Origin of the sequence: Hymenobacter cheonanensis, assembly GCF_030581075.1 — a bacterium.
GTDB lineage: Bacteria > Bacteroidota > Bacteroidia > Cytophagales > Hymenobacteraceae > Hymenobacter.
Genome location: NZ_JAUQSW010000001.1, coordinates 175,057 through 195,265 on the forward strand (window position 1 = coordinate 175,057; position 20,209 = coordinate 195,265).

Annotated in this window: 17 protein-coding genes; 8 read left to right on the plus strand and 9 right to left on the minus strand. The window is 62.1% G+C overall.

The window, feature by feature from the left end; all coding sequences use genetic code 11:
• Nucleotides 1-406 precede the first annotated feature (406 nt).
• From Q5H89_RS00830 to Q5H89_RS00850, 5 genes are read right to left on the minus strand one after another with little or no spacing between them, the layout of a single operon-like run.
• A complete protein-coding gene (locus Q5H89_RS00830) occupies nt 407-1,489 on the minus strand; it encodes an asparaginase (RefSeq protein ID WP_305017387.1) in 1,083 nt (360 codons plus the stop codon).
• 36 nt (nt 1,490-1,525) lie between these two features.
• Nucleotides 1,526-2,302: a TatD family hydrolase gene (locus Q5H89_RS00835; protein WP_305017388.1), complete on the minus strand. Its 777-nt coding sequence runs from the start codon at nt 2,300-2,302 to the stop codon at nt 1,526-1,528.
• Nucleotides 2,303-2,320: 18 nt separating this feature from the next.
• Nucleotides 2,321-2,749, minus strand: coding sequence for a GNAT family N-acetyltransferase (locus Q5H89_RS00840; RefSeq protein ID WP_305017389.1), 429 nt, complete (start codon nt 2,747-2,749; stop codon nt 2,321-2,323).
• A gap of 3 nt (nt 2,750-2,752) precedes the next feature.
• Nucleotides 2,753-3,865, minus strand: a complete 1,113-nt coding sequence (locus Q5H89_RS00845) for a glycosyltransferase (RefSeq protein ID WP_305017390.1) — start codon at nt 3,863-3,865, stop codon at nt 2,753-2,755.
• A 50-nt stretch (nt 3,866-3,915) separates the two neighbouring features.
• Entirely contained in the window at nt 3,916-4,647 is a 732-nt protein-coding gene (locus Q5H89_RS00850; RefSeq protein ID WP_305017391.1) for a polysaccharide deacetylase family protein, read from the minus strand.
• Between the two features lie 85 nt (nt 4,648-4,732).
• On the opposite strand from Q5H89_RS00850, the gene trxA reads away from it, so the two are divergent.
• The 3 genes from trxA to Q5H89_RS00865 all read left to right on the plus strand — a co-directional run bounded on the left by trxA (nt 4,733) and on the right by Q5H89_RS00865 (nt 8,651).
• Nucleotides 4,733-5,041 carry a thioredoxin gene (gene trxA, locus Q5H89_RS00855; protein WP_305017392.1) on the plus strand — a complete coding sequence of 103 codons (309 nt, stop codon included), beginning with the start codon at nt 4,733-4,735 and terminating at the stop codon, nt 5,039-5,041.
• Between the two features lie 376 nt (nt 5,042-5,417).
• Complete coding sequence (locus Q5H89_RS00860; RefSeq protein WP_305017393.1) at nt 5,418-7,685, plus strand: TonB-dependent receptor; 2,268 nt, start codon at nt 5,418-5,420, stop codon at nt 7,683-7,685.
• Between the two features lie 90 nt (nt 7,686-7,775).
• Nucleotides 7,776-8,651 carry a DUF4249 domain-containing protein gene (locus Q5H89_RS00865; RefSeq protein WP_305017394.1) on the plus strand — a complete coding sequence of 292 codons (876 nt, stop codon included), beginning with the start codon at nt 7,776-7,778 and terminating at the stop codon, nt 8,649-8,651.
• Nucleotides 8,652-8,658: 7 nt separating this feature from the next.
• Here Q5H89_RS00865 and Q5H89_RS00870 read toward each other — a convergent pair whose 3' ends face one another.
• From Q5H89_RS00870 to Q5H89_RS00885, 4 genes are all read right to left on the minus strand, one after another.
• Nucleotides 8,659-9,474 (minus strand): purine-nucleoside phosphorylase, encoded by an 816-nt coding sequence (locus tag Q5H89_RS00870; RefSeq protein WP_305017395.1) that lies wholly within the window; start codon nt 9,472-9,474, stop codon nt 8,659-8,661.
• 111 nt (nt 9,475-9,585) lie between these two features.
• Nucleotides 9,586-11,478, minus strand: coding sequence for a M1 family metallopeptidase (locus Q5H89_RS00875; RefSeq protein WP_305017396.1), 1,893 nt, complete (start codon nt 11,476-11,478; stop codon nt 9,586-9,588).
• Between the two features lie 154 nt (nt 11,479-11,632).
• Nucleotides 11,633-13,411, minus strand: a complete 1,779-nt coding sequence (gene sppA, locus Q5H89_RS00880; protein ID WP_305017397.1) for a signal peptide peptidase SppA — start codon at nt 13,409-13,411, stop codon at nt 11,633-11,635.
• A 284-nt stretch (nt 13,412-13,695) separates the two neighbouring features.
• On the minus strand, nt 13,696-14,988 hold the full coding sequence (locus Q5H89_RS00885) for a replication-associated recombination protein A (protein WP_305017398.1): 1,293 nt from the start codon (nt 14,986-14,988) through the stop codon (nt 13,696-13,698).
• Between the two features lie 126 nt (nt 14,989-15,114).
• Here Q5H89_RS00885 and Q5H89_RS00890 point away from each other — a divergent pair, with 126 nt between their 5' ends.
• The 5 genes from Q5H89_RS00890 (at nt 15,115) to Q5H89_RS00910 (ending at nt 20,195) form a co-directional block, all read left to right on the plus strand.
• The gene (locus tag Q5H89_RS00890) at nt 15,115-16,038 is read left to right on the plus strand and encodes a DMT family transporter (RefSeq protein ID WP_305017399.1); all 924 of its coding nucleotides are present in this window, start codon (nt 15,115-15,117) and stop codon (nt 16,036-16,038) included.
• A gap of 120 nt (nt 16,039-16,158) precedes the next feature.
• Nucleotides 16,159-16,875 carry an SDR family NAD(P)-dependent oxidoreductase gene (locus Q5H89_RS00895; protein WP_305017400.1) on the plus strand — a complete coding sequence of 239 codons (717 nt, stop codon included), beginning with the start codon at nt 16,159-16,161 and terminating at the stop codon, nt 16,873-16,875.
• A 15-nt stretch (nt 16,876-16,890) separates the two neighbouring features.
• Nucleotides 16,891-18,210 (plus strand): cryptochrome/photolyase family protein, encoded by a 1,320-nt coding sequence (locus Q5H89_RS00900; protein WP_305017401.1) that lies wholly within the window; start codon nt 16,891-16,893, stop codon nt 18,208-18,210.
• Between the two features lie 36 nt (nt 18,211-18,246).
• Nucleotides 18,247-18,882, plus strand: a complete 636-nt coding sequence (locus Q5H89_RS00905) for a TetR family transcriptional regulator C-terminal domain-containing protein (protein ID WP_305017402.1) — start codon at nt 18,247-18,249, stop codon at nt 18,880-18,882.
• 2 nt (nt 18,883-18,884) lie between these two features.
• Nucleotides 18,885-20,195, plus strand: a complete 1,311-nt coding sequence (locus Q5H89_RS00910; RefSeq protein ID WP_305017403.1) for an ABC1 kinase family protein — start codon at nt 18,885-18,887, stop codon at nt 20,193-20,195.
• The last annotated feature ends 14 nt before the right edge of the window (nt 20,196-20,209 follow it).

Below are 20,209 nucleotides of genomic sequence, written 5' to 3' on the forward strand. Positions count from 1 at the left end.
GGCCGGGGCTTCTTGCTTATAACTTATAAATCACAAGATAACCCACGGGTTAAGTTGTCTGCGTCGGTATACGTTACTTTCGCCGCGGCCGCCGGCCTAGCGGGGTTACTAGTTGGCTGCACTACTACTAGCCAGGCTCACCGGCGCAAATACCTGCCACGAAAAAAAGCTCTTCGACAAGATGGAGTTAACACAACTCGTTGTGCTGCGAGTGCTGGCCTCTCTGCTAAAACGGCCCCTGGCGCATTGCCAGCGGCTTTTTTGTTTCTGTAAGGCGACGGCTTGGGGACTGTTGCCAAGCTGGCGGCAATGAAGCGGCCAGCAGCCAGAGCGGCTTATACTTCTGCCAGTAAAATACGCTCATATTACTAGCCTGGTAGCGCGGCGCGGCCGGCTTTTATCGGGTTCAGGGCGTGATTTCGCCCCGCAAATCCTGGCTGAGCAGGCGGCGGGTTTCGGCTTCGGCCAGCTCCAGGCCGAGCACAAACATGAGCTTGGTAATGGCCGCCTCGGTGGTAATATCATCGCCGCCCACCACGCCGAGGCTGCTGAGGCGGGCGCTGGTTTCGTAGTGGCCCTGCACCACGCGGCCCTCCTCGCACTGGCTCACGTTGAGCACAACCAGGCCCCGCTGCTGGGCCCGCGCCAGGCAGTTTAAAAACCACGGCGCCGTGGGCGCATTGCCCGAGCCGTAGGTTTCGAGCACGCAGCCGCGCAGGCCGGACACGCCCAGCACGGCCTCCACCACGGCTTCGGTGATGCCGGGGAACAGCGGCAGCACGGCCACTCTTTCTTCGAGCCGGGTGTGCACCCTGAGGTGGGCGGCGGGCAGCAGGCGAATATCCTGGTCGTTGAAATCGAGGTTGATGCCGGCGCGGGCCAGCGGTGGGTAGTTTTCGCTTTTGAAGGCAGCAAACTGCTGGCTCTCCACCTTTTTGGCGCGGGTGCCCCTGATGAGCACATCGTTGAAGAAAACCCCTACCTCGGGCAGCCGCACGGTGCGGGCGCGGGGGTGGCGGGCGGCGGCTATCTCCAGGGCGGTGAGCAGGTTGCGGGTGGCATCGGAGCGGGTGCGCCCCACCGGCACCTGCGCTCCCGTAAACACGACCGGCTTGCCCAAATTTTCGAGTAAAAAGCTGAGCGCTGCCGCCGAGTAGGCCATCGTATCGGTGCCGTGCAGCACCACAAAGCCGTCGAAACCCTCGTAGTGCTGGCCAATGAGCTGGGCCAGGCGCAGCCAGTCGGCAGGCGTCACGTTGCTGCTATCAATGAGCTGCGGCAGGGTCAGCAGCTCCAGGCGGTAGGGCAGCTGGCGCAGCTCGGGCATCTTGCGGTCGAGCTTGCCGAAATGCATGGGCACTAGCTCCTGGTGGCGGTTCACGACCATGCCCACCGTGCCGCCGGTGTACAGGATAAGCAGGCGCGGCGCGGCCGGGTCGGTAACGGCGGCGGCGGTGGGCAGGGTAAGCAGGGGCAAATCGAGAAGCATGGCCGCAAAGAAAGGCTAGCGCAGGTAGTGCCGAGCTTACTGCCCTAGCCCGAACAGCTCCCGGGCATTGCGGGTAGTAGCCTCGGCGATGGCCTCGGGCGCCTGGCCCAGCAGGGCGGCCACGCGGTGCAGCACCAGCGGGAGGTAGGCCGGCTCGTTGCGCTTGCCGCGGTAGGGCACGGGTGCGAGGTAAGGGCAATCGGTTTCGAGCACCAGGTGGGCCACGTCGACGTGGGGCAGCACCTTATCCAAGCCGCCATTTTTGAACGTAGCTACGCCGCCGATGCCCAGCTTAAAACCACCCAGCGCAATAATGCGCTCGGCCTCGGCCAGCCCGTCGGAAAAACAATGAAACACCCCACGCAGCGTGCCATCCTGGGCCTCGGCCACCAGGGCAAAGGCTTCCTCGAAGGCGCTGCGGGTGTGCAGCACAATGGGCAGGTTGTAGCGCTTAGCCAGGGCTAGCTGCACGCGCAGGGCCTCTTGCTGCTGCGGCAGGCAGGTTTTATCCCAATACAGGTCGATGCCGCACTCGCCCACCGCCACAAACGGGCGCCGGGCCAGCCAGTCCTCCACAAGCTGCAATTCCTTTTCAAAGCCGGGGCCGACTGAGCACGGGTGCAGGCCCATCATGGCCAGGCAGGTTTGGGGGGCGGCGGCCTCCAGCTCCAGCATGGCGTCGATGGTGGTGCGGTCCACATTGGGCATCAGAATAGTGCCGACGCCGGCCGCCACGGCCCGGTGCAGCGCCTCGGCCTGGTCGGGCCGAAACTGCTCGGAATACAGGTGGGCGTGGGTTTCGATGAGTTTCATGAATGCTACTTACTTGACTTACAGCGTGCGGCTAAGGCGCACGTAGGGCACCTCGCCTTTGTAAAAAACCTCGCCCTTGGGCGCCAGCCCAAAGCGCTGGTAAAAGGGCAGGGTATTCTGGCGGGCATCGCACCAAAGCTGGCTAGCCCCCTGGGCCTGCGCCACCCCGATGAGATGGTGCAGCAGCGCCGTGCCCACGCCCCGCCCCTGCCAGGCCGGGTCGGTGGCAAACTTGCGGAAGCGGGCCACGCCGTGGGCACCGACAAACAGCGAAATTACCGCCACCAGCGCGCCTTCCACGAACGCGCCGAAGTGCTGGCCGGCCTCGTCTTCGGGCAATTGCACGTAGGCGAGCGGCTTAGCGGGCCACAATACGGCGTGGCGCAAGGCGTAGGTTTGGGCGGCCGTAATGGGCTGAATAGCAACGGCAGGTTGGGCAGCGGGCATGGCTTAATGGTAGTGGCGGCCCTTCCACTCCACCCCGCGCCGGCCCAGCAAGCGGCTCAGCGTGAGGTGGGTAGTGAGGGCTAGTGAGTAAAGCTCGAAGGCGGGCAGCAGCCACCAGGCGGGGCGCGGCAGGCCGGCGCGGCGGCTGGCCACCACGGCCAGCGCGTAGTGGCTGGCTACTTTAGCAGCCAGCGCGGCCAGCGCCCAACCCCAGTTGCTGGCTAGCCCCAGCCCCAGCGCTGCCAGCCAGTAGCCGCTGAAAAAAATGAGCCCGGCCTGCACGTGCCACGGCAGCGCCGCCACGCCGCGCAGCCAGCGCAGGCGCTGCTTCACTAGCCCGGCCCACGAGGCAATGGGCCGCGACGTGGCCCGCACGGCCGGCTCAAACAGCTGCCGGAAGCCAAAGCCCCGGGCATTAACGGCCTCAAACAAGGCAAAATCCTCGGTCACGGAAAACGGCAACGCTTCGTAGCCACCCGTAGCCAGGTAGGCGGCGCGGGTAATGAGCATGTTGTTGCCCATGGCCGTCATGGGCTGCCCAGCCTCGGTACCTACCTGAATGAGGGCTAGTGACAGCAGCCAGTCGAGCCCCTGCAAACGCGCCAGCCACCCCGCGCCCACCGTCACGGTGAGGCCCGTGACGGTGCCCACGCCGGGCGCGGCGTGGCGCAGCATGGCCGGCACCCAGGTCGGGGGCACGGTAATATCGGCGTCGGTGATGAGGAAATAATCGGCCGTGGCGCGGCGCGCCAGGTGGGCCAGCACGTTGGCCTTGCCCCGCGCCTGCCCCAGGTTGCTTTCGATAGCGATAACACGCCAGAAGCCGGCAAAGCCGGCTAGCGCGGCCTCGGCCACGGCGCGGGTGCGGTCGGTGCTGGCATCGTCGCCCACCAGTATTTCCAGCTTTTCGGCCGGGTAGTCGAGGGCGCGCAGGCTGGCCAGGCAGCGCGGCAGGTTGGCTTCCTCGTTGCGGGCCGCCACCAGAATGCTCACGCGCGGCCCCGGCCCGGGCAGCGCCACCGGGCTGGCCGCGCCGCGCCGGCTAGCCAGCCGCCCGGTAGCGTAGGCCATTACCAGCAGCCACAAACCACAGTAAAAGAGCGAAAAGTAGAACAAAGCAACCCGGCTAGCGAGCCGCAAAAATACCAGTGCCCGGGCCGCCACCGCTACAATACCGCAAACTCGTAGCCCAGCTCGCTGTAGTGGGCTAGCAGGCGCGGCAGCAAAAAGCGTAGCGAGCGGCTCGCCTTGCGCGAGTCGTGCAGCACCACAATGTCGCCGGGGCGGGTGGCGGACAGCGCCAGGCGTAGCGCCCGCTCGGGCGCCAGGTCGGGGTCGTAGTCGCGGGTAAGCAGGCTCCACATCACCACGCGGTAGCGCTGCCGCAGCTGCCGCAGCACCGGCCAGGTAAGGCGGCCGTAGGGCGGGCGAAATAGTTTTGAATTGGAAATAGCGAGTTGAGAATGCAGAAGTAAGCTTGCAGCCCCTTGCAGAGCCAGCCCCGAAGGCTGGCTTGTTATTGCTTCCTCTCTCATTAATACTTCTAAATGGCTTTCGCACTCAGCCACGCCGGCCAGGTACTCGGCGCGGGGCGTGTTCCAGGCGCTGCGGTGGTGCTGGGTGTGGTTGCCGAGGCGATGGCCGGCGGCCAGCGCGGCGCGGGCGATGGCCGGATGGCGCGCCAGGTTATCACCCACGCAAAAGAACGTGCCCCGCGCCCCATACGCCGCCAATTGCGCTAGTACCCAAGGGGTTTCCTCCGGAATGGGGCCGTCGTCGAAGGTAAGGTAGAGGCGCGGCCGGCCAGTGGGGCTAGCCGGCACACCGCGCCACTCGCTGCCCGGAAACAACGGGTGCAGCCAGGCGGGCGGGCGAGTGAGCGGGTTGGGCAGCAGCAAAACGAAACCGAAACGAGTGAGTGCGGGTACTTACCAAAGCCGCGGGCCGGCTTTCGCCCGCAAACTTACCCTAGCTTCTTTTCTTATGCCTCGCAAGTCCTTTTCCGAACTCATCAACAGCCCCGGGATGCCCGTGCTGGTCGATTTTTATGCCGACTGGTGCGGCCCCTGCAAAACGATGGCGCCCATCTTGCAGCAGGTGGCGGCCCAACACGAGGGCAAGCTGCGCATCATCAAGATTGACGTTGACAAGAACCCCGCCGTGGCCCAACAGTTTAAGGTACAGAGCATCCCGACCCTTATTCTCTTTAGCCAGGGGCAGCCGGTGTGGCGGCAGGCGGGCGTGGTGCCCGCCGCCCAAATTGGGCAAGCAGTGGGCGCTCACCTGCGCTAGCCAGCCCCTGCTCTACCTGCGAAAGCCCGGCTGCCACAGAGGTAGTCGGGCTTTTTTATGCATGCCAGCAGGCACCTTAAAGCTAACTAGCTGAATGACCGAGCTTTGTACGTTCAATATGTACTAGACCGACTGATTCTTGTACCAGAAACAGACTGCTCTTTGAATCTTATGTACTAAAGAGCACGCAATTAGTTGGAAGCTACTAAAATACCACCGCATGCAACGCTTGCCGAACTAGCGCCTCTTGAGGGGGGTTTGATGAGTTGCCGCTCACAGTGGCGTATTTTTGAGTATGTTCGGAAAATTGCGTTGCCACGGGTTGCTTATTACGGGGCTGCTTTGGCTAACTAGTCCGCATCTGGGCTGGGCCCAGGTGCAGCATCTGCTAAGTGGCGTGGTACGCGGGGCCGATGGCACGGCCCTGCCAGGAGCCACCGTAGCCGTGCCGGCCCTGGGTTTGGGCACTGCTACTGAGGCCGATGGCCACTACCGCCTCAGCGTGCCCGAGGGCGAGCAGCGGGTCACCGTGTCGTTTGTGGGCTATGCCAGCCAGACCTTCACGCTCAACCTACACCGCGCTCAGCAGCGCAACGTGACCCTGGCCGCCAGTAGCAGCGAACTGGCCGAGGTAGTGGTGCAGGGCCAGCAAACGCTTAAGGAAAAGCTGCAATCGACCCAGATGGGCGTCGAGCACCTCAGCATTCGGGAGGCCAAGCTGCTGCCCGCACTTTTCGGCGAGGTCGATATCTTGAAAACCTTGCAGCTGAAACCCGGCGTACAAAGCGGCGGCGAGGGCAGCAGCGGCTTGTTTGTGCGCGGCGGCTCGGCCGACCAGAATCTGGTGCTGGTCGACAACGTGCTGGTGTATAATCCCAACCATTTGTTTGGGCTTTTTTCGGTATTCAACTCCGACGCCGTGCAAAGCGTCGATTTGTACAAAGCCGGTTTTCCGGCCCAGTTTGGCGGGCGCCTCTCGTCGGTGGTTGATGTAAAATTGCGCGAGGGTGACCGCGAGAAGTACGTGCTCACCGGGGGCATCGGCCTCATCTCGTCGCGCCTCAGCTTTGAGGGGCCTATTCAGAAGGGTAAGGGCTCGTTTATCGTGAGTGGGCGGCGCACCTATTTCGACATCTTTACCCGCGCGCTCAACCGGGCCCATGCCGGGGATGTGGACTGGCGCCCCATCCCGGATTACTATTTCTACGACTTCAACGCCAAGGCCAACTATACGCTGGGCGAGAAGGACCAGCTGTTTTTTACGGGCTACCTGGGGCGCGATATTTTTGGCTTTACCTCGCCCAATGGCTTTCAGGCCAACTTTACCTGGGGCAATACGCTAGGGGCTTTGCGCTGGCAGCACGTGTTTTCGCCCCGGCTCACGATGAATACGGCCGCCTCGGTTACCTCCTACAAGTACAATCTGGGCAATAGCATCGACCAGTTTAGCTTCGACCTGGGCTCGACTATTCTGGACTACAACCTGCGCACCGATTTCGACTACGTGCCCAACGACCGGCACACCATCAAGTTTGGCGCCTTGCTCACCTACCACAACTTTGGGGTGGGCCGCTTGCAGCGCAGCTCCCAGGATAACAGCGTCAACTTTGGGGCCGATGTCAACTACACCGGCCAGGAAGCAGCCCTGTATGCGGCTGATAATATTAAAGTTACCGATAAGCTGCAGGCTGAGCTAGGCCTGCGCGCCACGGGTTTTCAAAGCAGCCCCAACCACTTTGGCGGCCTCGAGCCGCGCGCCTCGGCCCGCTACTCGCTCACCAATAATATTTCGCTCAAGGGCAGCTACGCCCTTATGTATCAGTACGTGCACCTGGTGTCGAACTCGGGTGCCTCGCTGCCCACCGATATCTGGTACCCCTCGCGCCTGTCGGTGAAGCCCGAGCGCTCGCAGCAGGTGAGTACGGGGGCTAGCTTTTTGCTGGGCGGCGGCAAGTATTTGCTTACCAATGAGGTGTACTACAAATGGGCCAGCAACCAGATTGATTTCAAGGACGGCGCCCAGATTTTCGCCAACAACGACCTCGACTCGCAGTTTCTCTTCGGGCGCGGCTGGGCCTACGGCAACGAGCTTTATCTGGAAAAGAAAACCGGCAAAACGACTGGCTGGATTGGCTACACGCTGGCCTGGACCAAACGCAATTTTCCGCCCCAGCTAGGCACCACGGGCATCAACAACGGCCAGGATTTCTATCCCAACTACGACCGGCGCCATAACATCAACGTCGTGGTGATGCACGAGCTAAATCCACGCATCTCGCTCACGGCCAGCTTTGTGTATACCAGCGGCGCGCCCACTACGCTGCCGTTTGGGCGCTTTGCCATTCAGGATATTTACCAGGGCGGCATTCAGGCTGTGCCGGTGTACCCCGACCGTAATTCTTACCGCATGATTCCCTACCACCGCCTCGATTTGGGGATGGTGTACAAGCTGCGGCCTTCGCGCATCGGGGGCCAGCGCGACTTTACGTTCAGCATCTACAATGCCTACAACCGACGCAATGCCTACTTCATCTACTTTGAGCAAACGCGCGACAAGGCCACGGATAAGGTAACCGGCTACCGGGCGCAGCAGGTGTCGCTGTTCCCGTTCATTCCCTCGGTAACGTACAATTTTAAGTTCTGACCGCAGATTCAACGGGTTTAGCCATGCCGTCTTTCGGTTCGGAGATATACCCACTGCGTGGACTGGCTTTAGATTCTTACTTTGATTAATATGATAACGGTGCATAAAGGTGTAGCTGGGATGTTGTTGCTAGGGGCATTAGGGGGCTGCAAGAGCCTGCAAAACGACGCCAATGTGCCCCTGCCCTACTACGCCAACCAGCTCGTAGCCGAGTGCTACCTCGAAAACGGCGTGGTGCCGCGCCTCACTATTAGCGAATCAGTACCGTATCTGGATAATAACCAGGCCATTGCGGCGGGCTCGCAGGTATTGACCTTGCCGAATGGGCAAACAGTGCAGCTGCCCACTGATGTAACCGTGACGCTGACGCTACCCGGTGGCCAGCCCGTACCCCTGCGCTTCAGCCCCGGCATTGATGCCGCTACAGGCAAGTATTATACGCACGTCGGCGCTGCCCCGATTGTGGCCAAAGCGGGCCAGCAGTTTGGCCTCGATGCCCAGGACAAGCGCGGGCGGCACCTCACGGGCACGGCCATCGTGCCCACGTTCATCCCCATTGACTCGGTAAAATACAAGTTCAATGGCTTAACGGGCGAGAACAAAAAGGCCTATTTCCTGACTAAGTGGACCGACCCGGCCGCTACCATCGACTTTTACCGCCTGATGCTGCACAAGGGCAAACCCGCCAACAACTCCGAAACCGACAACGACATCCGCGATAAGCTTTTCAACGGTCAGCCCTACGCGCAGGTCACGACCTACCGCTTCCGGCCGGGCGACACCGTGACGGCCACGCTCTACCACGTCGATACGCTGTATTTCGACTTCCGGCAGTCGGTGCGCAACGCCCGCAATGCCAACGGCAACCCCTTTGCCCAGCCCTCCGGCATTCATAGCACGGTGCAGGGCGGGCTGGGCGTGTTCACGGTGCTGGTGAGCGATAAACGCACCGTTATTCTCAACTAGCCCCCGGCTAGCCCGCCAAAACCGCTTTCATCAGCGCGGTGAGGCGAGGCTCGGCTACGGCAGCGGCGGCCAGGATTTCGGGGAGTTGCACGGGCTTGAGCTGCCCGGGGTAGCAGAGGTCGGTGATAACTGATACGGCCAGCACCGGCAGGCCCAGGTGCCGGGCGGCAATTACCTCGGGCACGGTGCTCATGCCCACAGCATCGGCCCCGATGGTGCGCAGGTAGCGGTATTCGGCGGGCGTTTCGAGCATGGGGCCAGGGCAGGCCACGTATACGCCGCGCTGGGTAGTGTTACCCTGCCCCAGCGCCTCGGCGGCGGCGCGGGCGCGGGCCAGCAGGCCCGCATCGTAGGGCGCGTGCATATCGGGGAAGCGCGGGCCTAGCTCATCCAGGTTGGGGCCGATGAGCGGGTTGGTAGGCAGCAGGTTGATGTGGTCGTCAATCAGCATTAGGTCCGAAATGCCAAACTCGGGATTGAGCCCACCAGCGGCATTACTCACGAACAGCTGCTTAATGCCAAGTAGTTTGAGCACGCGCACAGGCAGCACTACCTGCGCCATCGAGTAGCCTTCGTAGTAGTGAAAGCGCCCTTGCAGCACGGCCACCTTTTGCCCGGCCAGGGTGCCTAGCAGCAGCCGACCGGCGTGGCTTTCCACCGTCGAAACCGGGAAATTGGGAATATCGGCGTAACTGATTTCGTGCTCAACTTCAACTTCTTTGGCCAGGGCGCCCAGCCCGGTGCCGAGAATGATGCCGGTGACGGGCTGAAAAGTGGCGGTGTGGGCCTGAATGTAGGCAACGGCTTCGCGGATGGCTTTCATGAGTGGTGGTGTAAAATTCGTTTGTCATTGCGAGCGCAGCGCAGCAATCGCACGTGTTTGGCAGCTAGTCGGGTGCGATTGCTGCGCTGCGCTCGCAATGACAGGTAAGATTTACTGCACCGTCAGCCGGTCGTTGCTAGGGTCAGCGTCGAGGTACAGGCCGTGGTCGAAGGCCACGCTTTGCACGGTCTTGCCGGCCGGAATGGTGAGGGTGGCCTGCTGCTGGTTGGCGCGCCAGAAATCGGGCGAGCGGTGCAGCGTTTCGCTGCTGCCGTCGGCGTAGCTCACTTTCACATCAATTGGCACGGCGAAGCCGCCCACGTTGCGGATAGTGAGGGCCGTGCCCTGCGCGGTTTTGTCGGCCTTGGCCAGGGCCAGGTCGATGTAGCCGTTGCTGAAAAACCAGTTGTTGAAAAACCAGGTCAAATCCTGCCCCGAGGCACTGCTCATCGAGTTGAAGTAATCCCAGGGAATGGGGTGCTTGCCGTGCCAGCGGCTCATGTACTCGTGCAGGCACTTCTTAAACAGCTCATCGCCCAGCATATCCTTGAGGGCCAGGTAGCTGAGCGAAGCCTTGCCGTAGGAGTTGTTGCCGTAGCCAGCGCGCAGCTCGCTGCTGGGCGTGATGGTGGGCAGGTCCTCGGCGGTGCTAGGGTCGTTTATCCAGGACATGACGCGGAAGCGGCGGTAGAAGTCGTCGGCCGCCGCCGCGCCGTTTTCGGCCCGCCCGATGAGCAGCTCAAACGTGGTGGCCCAGCCCTCGTCCATGAAGGCGTAGCGGCTTTCGTTGATGCCCATGTAAAACGGGAAATACGTGTGGGCAATCTCGTGGTCCTGCACCAGCTGCGCAAATTGCAGGTCTTTCTGCGGGCTGTCGTTCACTATCATGGGGTACTCCATGTCGGCAAAGCCCTGCACCACTGTCATTTTCGGAAACGGATAGGGCACACCCGGCCAGTTGCGCGAAAACCAGCTCAGCGCATTCTGGCTGAACTTGACGGACGAGCGAAAATCGACCGTCGAGTCGGCGTAGGCGGCCTGCACGCTGGCCCGGCGCTTGGTGGCGGGGTCTACCACCACGCTAGCCGCGTCCCAGTCGTAGTGGTTGCTCAGGGCCAGCGTCACGTCCGAAATGTCGTTGGCCTTCCACACCCAGGTGTTGAAAGGCTGCTGGGCGGTGATGTTTTTCTTAGCCAAATCGGCAGCCGTGGCAATGTGCAGTACCGCATCGCTGGTCATCGATTTCTCCAGCTTTTTGGCGAAGGCCGGCTGCAATACCTGCCCGGGGTTTTGGAGCGTGCCGGTGGCCCACACGAGGTAGTTGGCCGGCACGCGCACCCGCAGGGTGTAATTGTTGAAGTCGTTATAAAACTCCTTGCTGTCTACAAAAGGCAGCCGGTCCCAAGCATTGTAGTCGTCGTACACGGCCACGCGCGGGTAGAAATAGGCCAGAAAGAAGGTCGTTTTATCGAGCATCCCCTCGCGCCCGCTTTCCTGCGAAATAGGGAAATGCCAGCTGAAAGCCAGGCGCACCGAGTCGTGGGGCATCAGCGGCCGGGGCAGTGCAATGGTTTGGGCAGTGGCGCTACCGCGGGCAGCGTAGGGCCGCGCCTGCCCGCCCACGGCAAACGAGTCGATTGATACGCCTTCGGTCAGGTACCCGGGGCGGGCATCGCCTTCGCGCGACACGCCGGGCTTGTGAATATTCTGGATAAGCCGGATAACGAGGCTTTTGAGCGTGTCGGGGCTGTTGTTGAAGTACGTGATGGTTTCGCGGCCCCGGATGTCGCGCGCCGGCGGGGCGGCCTGCACCGTAATGTCGTAGCGGGCCGTGTTTTGCCAATAGTTGGGGCCGGGGCGGCCGTCGGCGGCGCGGGTGCCCTTGGCGTAGGCCCGCTTGATGTCGCGGGGCTGGTAGAGGGCAGTTTGAGCCTGGGCAGCGTGGGCGAGGCTAGCCAGCGCCAGGGCAACACCAAAAGCCAATTGCTGAGATAAGATTTTCATATCAGGGTAAGGGATGAGCTATAAAAGAATGTCATGCTGAACTTGCCGAAGCAGCTTGGTCGCATCGTCGGGTTAATGACCCTAGCGGTGCGACCAAGCTGCTTCGGCAAGCTCAGCATGACAGACGACTTACACCGTCTTATTTTTTATTTTTCTACTTGATTTCCAGCTCGTAAGGCAGGCGCGCCTGCACGCCGCGCATCTGCATCAGCTGCTGGTACTGGCGCACGGCGGGGTAGAGCGGGCCTAGCTTGGCTTGCAGCAGGCGGGCCTCGGCGGCGGCCTGGTCGTCGTCGTCGCCGCCGGTGAAGCGGCCGAAAAACTTCTCCACCGCCGATTTCTGGCGGGGCAGGCGCTGCACCTGGTAGTCGCCCTCCTTGAGGTGGGCGCGGGCGCCGGCTATTTTCAGGGCGTCTTCATACGAGCCCAGCACATCGACGAGGCCAATGCGCTTGCCTTCGGTGCCGCTCCACACGCGGCCCGAGGCAATGCGGCGCAGGCGCTCGACGGGCATGTGGCGGCCTAGCGCGGCCTTGGTGGTGAAATCGGCATAAATCTCATTTACCTCTAATTGCAGCTGTTGTTTCTCGTAAGAGGTGAGGGCGCGGGTAATGGTGGGCAGGTCGGAAAACTTGCCCGTCGTAACGCGGTCCACGGTAATGCCGAGCTTATCGGCCAGCAGCGGCTGGATGTTGGGCAGCACGCCAAACACCCCGATGGAGCCCGTAATACTGTTGGGGTGGGCCACAATGGTATCGCAGGCCATGGCAATGTAGTAGCCGCCGCTGGCCGCCACGTCGCTCATGCTGGCAATAATGGGCTTTACCTTTTTGGTCAGCAGCACCTCGCGGTAGATGATATCGGAAGCCAGCGACGAGCCGCCGGGCGAGTTGATGCGCAGCACCACGGCCTTCACCTTGTCGTCGAGGCGCGCCTTGCGGATGGCCTCCGCAAACTTATCGCTGCCGATATTGTCGTCCGAGCCTTTGCCGGTCACGATGTCGCCCTCGGCGTAGATAACGGCAATGCGGTTGCCGCTGGTGGCGCCTTCCTTCTCATTGCTCTTGTCGTTGCCCTGGTAGTCGCTGAGGCTCACCACGCTAGGCTTCTTATCGGCCTTCACCCCCAGCTTGCCCCGCAGGTAGTCCTGCACTTCGTCGAAGTAGCCGAGCCTGGTCACGAGCTTCAGCCGCAGGGCATCTTTGGCGTTGTGCACCAGCATGGAATCGGAAATGACCTTGAGGCGCGGGGCCGGAATTTTCCGGCTCTCGGCCACCTGGCCCAGCATGTGGTCGTTGAGCGAGTTGAGGTACGACACCGTCTGGTAGCGGGCCGAATCGGAGAAGTTCTCGCGGAAAAACGGCTCCACGGCACTCTTAAACGAGCCCACCCGGAAGATGTAGGGCTCGATGCCGGCCTTGTTGAAGAGCCGCTTGTAAAACATGACCTCCGAGCTGAGGCCGTTGAATTCCAGCGTGCCCTGCGGGTGCAGGTAAATCTGGTCGGCCACCGAGGAGAGATAATAGCTTTTCTCAGAGGCTATCTCGTGGTAGGCCACGATAAACTTGCCGCTGCGCTTGAAGTCGAGCAAGGCGTCGCGCACTTCCTCAAGCGAGGCCATGCCGCCCTGCACTAGCTCCAGGTTGAGCAGAATACCCTTGATGTCATCGTCGGTTTTGGCCTGCCGAATGGCATCCTTCAGGCCTACCAGCCCAATGGTAGCGCCGCTGTTGCCGAGCAGGTCGGCGCTCTGCCGGCGCTCCGAAATGGGCTTATCGAGCTTCAGCTCCAGCACCGAGTTGCTGGCCACCGCCTTGTCGGCGCTGCTGCTGCCCAGGGCCGCTAGCAGGCCCGCCAGCAGCACAAAGCCCACTACCGAAAACACTACCAGCCCCACTACCGTGGCTAGCACAAACTTAAAAAATTGACGCACAGGACCGCAGATTTAACGGATTTAATAAATTTCGCAGATACGCCCGCTGCGCGGGCTGACTAGGAAAGCGCAGCTGCTTGCTGGCTGGGCGGCAAGATACAGCCACTACTTACCTACTAAGTTTATCGCGGGCCAGGCTTTTGCGTTACAGCTACTATCCGCCCAAAACAGGGCACAGGATAGCAGCCATTAACTAGCCTTACCTAGCGCGAGTTACGCTGCGCTAAACTCGCGCCAGCATTACTAGTATTAGCTAATACTATTGGTTTACACATTGTTAAGCGTTAATACCCGTATTTTTCCTGCCACCAGCCGCGCAGGCGCTCTCGTATTTTGGCCTCGGCGGGGTTGTCGCCGGGGTCGTAGTAGCGGGTGCCGCTCAGGGCCTCGGGCATAAATTCCTGATAAGCAAAGTTGCCCTCGCCGTTGTGCGAATATTGGTAAGCCTGACCGTAGCCCAATTCCTTAAGCAGCTTGGTGGGCGCGTTGCGCAGCGGCACCGGCACCGGGTGCACGCCCTGCTGCCGCACCTGGGCCTGCGCCGCCCGAATGGCCGTGTAAGCCGCGTTGCTCTTGGGCGACGTGGCAAGGTAGATAACCGTTTGGCTCAGAATCAAATCTGACTCGGGCAGCCCGATAACGGTGCAGGCCTGAAAGCAGCTCTGGGCCAGCAGCAGCGCATTAGGATTAGCGTTGCCGATGTCTTCGGAGGAAAGAATGAGCAGGCGGCGGGCGATGAACTTGACGTCTTCGCCGCCCTCCAGCATCACGGCCAGGTAGTAGAGCGCGGCGTTGGGGTCCGAGCCCCGGATGCTTTTGATGAAGGCCGAAATCACGTCGTAGTGCATCTCGCCGCCCTTGTCGTAGCGGGCCAGCGGGCGCTGGGCCGTGAGCTGCACGGCCGCGTCGGTGAGCTGCACCCGGCCGCTAGGGCTGGGGGGCGTGCTTTGCACCACCAGCTCCAGCAGGCCGAGCAGCTTGCGGGCATCGCCCCCGCTGAGGGCTAGCAGGGCGTGGTCTTCCACCACATCGGTGGGTATTGTGCTGAGCACCTCATCTTCAGCCAGCGCGCGGCGTACTATTTCGCGCAGCGTGTCGGCGCTCAGCGCCTCCAGCGTGTACACCTGGCAGCGCGAAAGCAGGGCCGGAATGACCTCGAACGATGGGTTTTCGGTGGTGGCCCCGATGAGCGTGACGGTGCCATTCTCCACCGCGCCCAGCAGCGCATCCTGCTGCGCCTTGCTGAAGCGGTGAATCTCATCAATAAACAGAATGGTGCCGGCCTGCTTTTTGGCCCGGTCGATGATTTCGCGCACGTCCTTCACGCCCGCGTTGATGGCCGAGAGCATGGCGAAGGGTCGTTTCAGCTCTTCGGCCAGCAGCAGGGCTAGCGTGGTTTTGCCCACGCCCGGCGGCCCCCACAAAATGAGGGAGGGTAGCCGGCCGGCGGCCAGGTAGCGGCGCAGCACGCCCTGCTCGCCCAGCAGGTGGGTTTGGCCGGCGTAGTCGGCCAGGCGGCGCGGGCGGCGGCGCTCGGCCAGCGGGGCCGTATTGGGGGTATCGAAGAGGGAAGCCATTGAACAGAGTAGCGCGAACTTTGTAGTTCGCGTTGCCGCGCCGGCCGCAAGTAGAAACCCCTACTGCTGCTACCGGACGCGAACTACAAAGTTCGCGCTACTTCCGCGCTCCCCGCGCCCTCTTTTATGTTCGCTAAAATTCGCCTGCACACGGCTCTGTTCCTGGTTTCGCTCATCTACGCCGGCACGTATAGCCTGGCCAAGGATATTATGCCGCACTACATGCAGCCGCTGGGCATTGTGACGCTGCGCATTGCCGGGGCGGCGCTGTTTTTTGGACTCATCAAACTCCTGGTAGCGCCCGGCGAGCGCATTATCGGCCGGGCCGACAATATGCGGGCCATTGCCTGCGGCGTGCTGGGCATTGGCCTGAATCAACTTTCATTTTTTGCGGGCCTCAACCTCACCACCCCCATCAACGCTTCGCTGCTGCAAACCATCTCGCCCATTGTGGTGGTGCTGGCTTCGGCGGTGCTGCTCAAGGATAAGATTACGGTACCCAAGCTGGTAGGCATTGGGCTAGGGGCGGTAGGCGCGGCGGCCCTCATCCTGAGCCGGCCCAGCAACGGCGCCGAGGCCAAGGATGCGCTGGCCGGCAACCTGTTTCTGCTGCTTAATGCCACCGTGTTTGGGCTGTACCTGGTGCTGGTGGCGCCGCTCATGAAGAAATACCACGCCTTCACGGTGCTGGCGCGCATCTTTCTGGTGGGGGGCGTCATTGCCATTCCGGTGGGGCTGCCGCAAGCCATCGCGGCCGACTACGGCAGCTTTCCGCTCTACATCTGGGCCGAAATCGGGTACATGGTTTTCTTCCTTACCATTCTAGCTTACCTGCTGAACAACTGGGCCTTGAAGTACGCCACCCCAGCGCTGCTAGGGGTCTACATCTACCTGCAGCCGGTGCTGGCGGTGCTTATTGCGGTGGCCACGGGCAAAGACCGGTTTACCCTGGATAAAGCCTGGCAGGCGGCGCTCATCTTCGTGGGCGTGTGGCTGGTGAGCCGCAAAAAAGCGCCCGCCGAGCCCACCCCGGCCCCCGCGCTGGACTAGCGCGCCAGCTCGGGGTGGTGGCCCACCGGGCTATTCGCCGCCAGCCTTCGTTCGTCGCAAAACCTTGCTTCCGGCCCGGCCGTTTGCAAAGCTCCTCCTTTGCTTCCGCCCCCGCTCCGCATGAATTTTACTGGTAAGAATATTCTCCTCATCGGTGCCTCGTCGGGCATTGGGCTAGCCACCGCGCAGCTGCTGCACGCCGCCGGCGCCACCTTATTTACCGCCTCGCGCCACCAGTCGGCCGAGCTGGCGGCGCTGGGCACCACCCACTTTGCCTACGATGCCACCCACCCCTTGGGCACCACCTTCGACGCGCTGCCCGAGGTGTTGCACGGCCTCGTGTACTGCCCCGGCTCCATCAAGCTGCGGCCCTTCGAGCGGGTGCCGGCCGATGACTTTCGGGCTGATTTTGAGCTAAATGTACTTGGAGCCGTGCAGGCGCTGCAAGCCACCATCAAGCGCCTCAAAAAGGCCGAGGGTGAGGCTAGCGTGGTGCTATTCAGCACCGTGGCGGCCGCCGTGGGCATGAGCTTTCACACCAGCATTGCCACCGCCAAGGCCGCCGTGGAGGGCCTCACCCGCGCCCTGGCCGCCGAGTACGCGGCCAGTGGCCTGCGCGTCAACTGCCTGGCGCCCAGCCTCACCGATACCCCGCTGGCCGCCGCCCTGCTCAACACGCCTGAGAAAGCCGAGGCCGGCGCCAAGCGCCACCCCTTGCAGCGCGTGGGCCGGGCCGGCGACCTGGCCGGCATGGCCGCCTTTCTACTTTCCGACCAGGCCACGTTCATCACCGGCCAGGTGCTGGCCGTGGATGGCGGCATGGGCAAGCTGAAGTAAACAATCGCTTTTTGCATGAAAATCACCCTTTTCTGGCACCGGCGCGACTTGCGCTTTTCGGACAATGCGGGGCTAGCTGCGGCGCTGCAAAGCGGCCACCCCGTGCTGCCGCTGTTTATTTACGACCAGACTATTCTGGAGAAGCTGCCGAAAGACGACGCGCGCCTCACCTTCATTTTTGACCAGGTAGAGCGGCTGGCCCACGAGGCGCACGCCGCCGGTGGCGGCCTGGTAGCTCGCTACGGCCGCACGCCGGCCGTGTTCAAGCAATTGCTCAAGGACTACGACGTGGCTGCCGTGTACACCAACGAGGATTACGAGCCCTACGCCACCGAGCGCGATGCCGTCATAGCCAAGCTGCTGACCGAGCATGATGTTGATTTCAAGCTTTTTAAAGACCAGGTAATTTTTGCCAAAGACGAGGTACTGACCAAAAACGGCAAGCCGTCCAAGGTATTCGGGGCGTATTCGAAAGCCTGGCAGGCCAAAGTAACGCCCGACGATTTTAAGCCGCACCCGTCGGCCAGGCTCTTTAAAAAGGAAAACCTGGCTAGCCCCAAGGCCGGCGACACCAAGCGCCCCCCCCTATCGGACCTGGGCTTTGAGCGCCACGAGCAGCCCACCCCGCCGGCCCGGCTGCCCGATGCCAACGTGGTGAAGCACTACGACAAAACCCGCGACACGCCGGCCGATAACCACGGCACCACCCACCGCTCGGTGCACCTGCGCTTCGGCACCATCAGCATCCGGCAGCTTATGCACCAGGCCCAGGAGCTGAACAACAAGCTGCTGAACGAGATGATTTGGCGCGACTTCTTCATGATGCTGCTCTGGCACTTCCCCAACACCGCCACCGAAGCCTACGACCCCAAGATGCGCCACCTCCCCTACCGCGACGATGAGGCGCAGTACCGGGCGTGGTGCGAGGGCCGCACCGGCTACCCACTCGTGGATGCCGGCATGCGCCAGCTCAACCAAACGGGCTACATGCACAACCGCGCCCGCATTGCGGCGGCCGGCTTTCTGGTGAAGCAGCTGTTTATGGACTGGAAGCTCGGTGAGCACTATTTCTCCGAAAAGCTTATCGACTACGACATGAGCAACAACGTGGGCAACTGGCAGTGGATGGCCGGCACCGGCGCCGTGGCCGCGCCCTGGTTTCGGGTGTACAGCCCCGAGAGCCAGCAGAAGCAGTACGACCCTGATTTCAAGTATGTAAAGCAGTGGGTACCCGAGTTTGGCACTCCCCAATACCCCGCTCCGATTGTGGACCACAAGGAAGGCCGCGAGCGGGCCATCGACCTCATCCGCAAGGGGCGAAATAAGGCGGGCTAGCCCGAACTGCCGGGCCACCCTGGCGGTTATATCCGCATGGAGCCAACCTTGCTGAAGCCCGCTTACCTCGACTACCTGCGCCGCCACGGCCGCGCCCCCAAAACCGTGTTTGCCTTTGCCGATGCGCAGGGCATTACGGAGGGTGAATTCTACCGCCACTACGCTTCCTTCGCCGTTATTGACCGCGAGGCCTGGGTAGATTTTGGCCGCGAAGCCCGCACCCAGGCCGCCGAGGAGCCCGCCTGGCAAGGCTACGGCGCCCGCGAAAAGCTGCTGGCGTTTTACTACACGCTGCTCGAAATTCTGAAGAACAACCGCAGCTTTGTGCTGCTCACGCTAGGCCGCTCGCAAAAGCGCCAGCCCGCCCTGATACCCAAAGTATTGGGCAAGTTTGAAGACGAGTTTAAGGAGTTTGTGCAAGAGATTTTGCAGGAGGGCCGCGCCACCGGCGAGGTGGCTAGCCGGCCATTTTTGCAGGATGGCTACGGGCGCATTTTCCTGCGCCAGCTGCAGTTTATCCTGCTCTATTTCGTGCGCGACGAGTCGGCCAATTTTGAGCGCACCGATGCCGCCGTGGAAAAAGCCGTGACGCTGAGCTTCGACCTGGTGGGCCGCAATACGTTTGACTCGGCCCTGGACTTTGGCCGGTTTTTGCTGCAAAAGCGCGCCTAGCCATGTCCGACCAACCCCAGGAATCGCTGCCCACTTCTAAGGTGGCCCGCGCCGCGCGCTTTGCCAAAACCGGCTTTAAGGTAGGCGCCAACTACGTGCAGCACTACGCCAAAAAAGCCGTGGGCGCCGACTCGCCCACCGCCGACCTGCACCAGGCCAACGCCGCCGAGCTCTACGGTACCCTGAGCGAAATGAAGGGCTCGGTGCTGAAGGTAGCGCAAATGCTGGCAATGGAGAAAAACCTGCTGCCACCCGCCTACGCCGCGCAGTTCAAGCAGGCGCAGTACCAGACGCCGCCGCTTTCGGGTCCCTTGGTAGTCAAGGCGTTCCGGGACGCCTTCGGGCATTCGCCCAGCCAGATTTTTGATGAGTTTGAGCCTGAAGCCCGGCAGGCGGCCAGCATTGGGCAGGTGCACTTTGCCCGCAAAATGGGCAAAGACCTGGCCGTGAAGGTGCAATACCCCGGCGTGGGGGCTAGCATCCAATCCGATATTGCGATGGTGAAGCCGGTGGCCCTGCGCATCATGGGCCTCAAGGAAGAAACCCTGCGCCCCTACATTGCCGAAGTAGAGGCGCGCCTGCTCGAAGAGACTGATTATAAGCTTGAACTGAGCCGGGGCCAGGCCGTGGCGGCCAAGTGTGGCCACTTGCCGCACCTGCAATTTCCGACGTATTACCCGGCGCTGTCGGGCGCCCGCATTCTTACGATGGACTGGCTGCCCGGCCAGCACCTAGTGGAGTTTCTGGCCGAGAATCCCAGCCAGGCAGTGCGCAACCAGCTAGGCCAGACGCTCTGGGATTTTTACCAGTACCAGTTGCGCGAGCTGCGCCAGCTGCACGCCGACCCGCACCCCGGTAACTTCCTATTCAGCCTTACCGATGGCGGCACCGTGGGCGTGCTCGATTTTGGCTGCGTAAAAGACGTGCCGCCCCTGGAGCAGCAGCAGTTTCTGGCCCTGCTAGACCCCGCCACCCTAGCCGACCCGGCGCGCCTCGAAACGTTGCTGACAGCAGCGGGCGTGCTGCGCCCAGCCGACTCACCGGCCCTGCGCGCTATGTATTTGCGCACCCTCACGCAGTCGCTGGAGCTGGTGGGCCGGCCCTTTCGCCAGGAGACGTTTGACTTCGGCGACCCCACTTACCTGCAAAGCCTCTACGCGCTGGGCGATGACCTCCTGCAAGACCAGGACCTGCGCCAGCAGCGCGAGCCCCGCGGCTCGGCCCACTTCGTGTACCTGAACCGGACCTACGTGGGGCTCTTCTCGTTGCTCACCGAGCTAGGGGCCGTGGTGCGCACGCAGTATGCGGGCTAGCCCCTGGCCTGCGT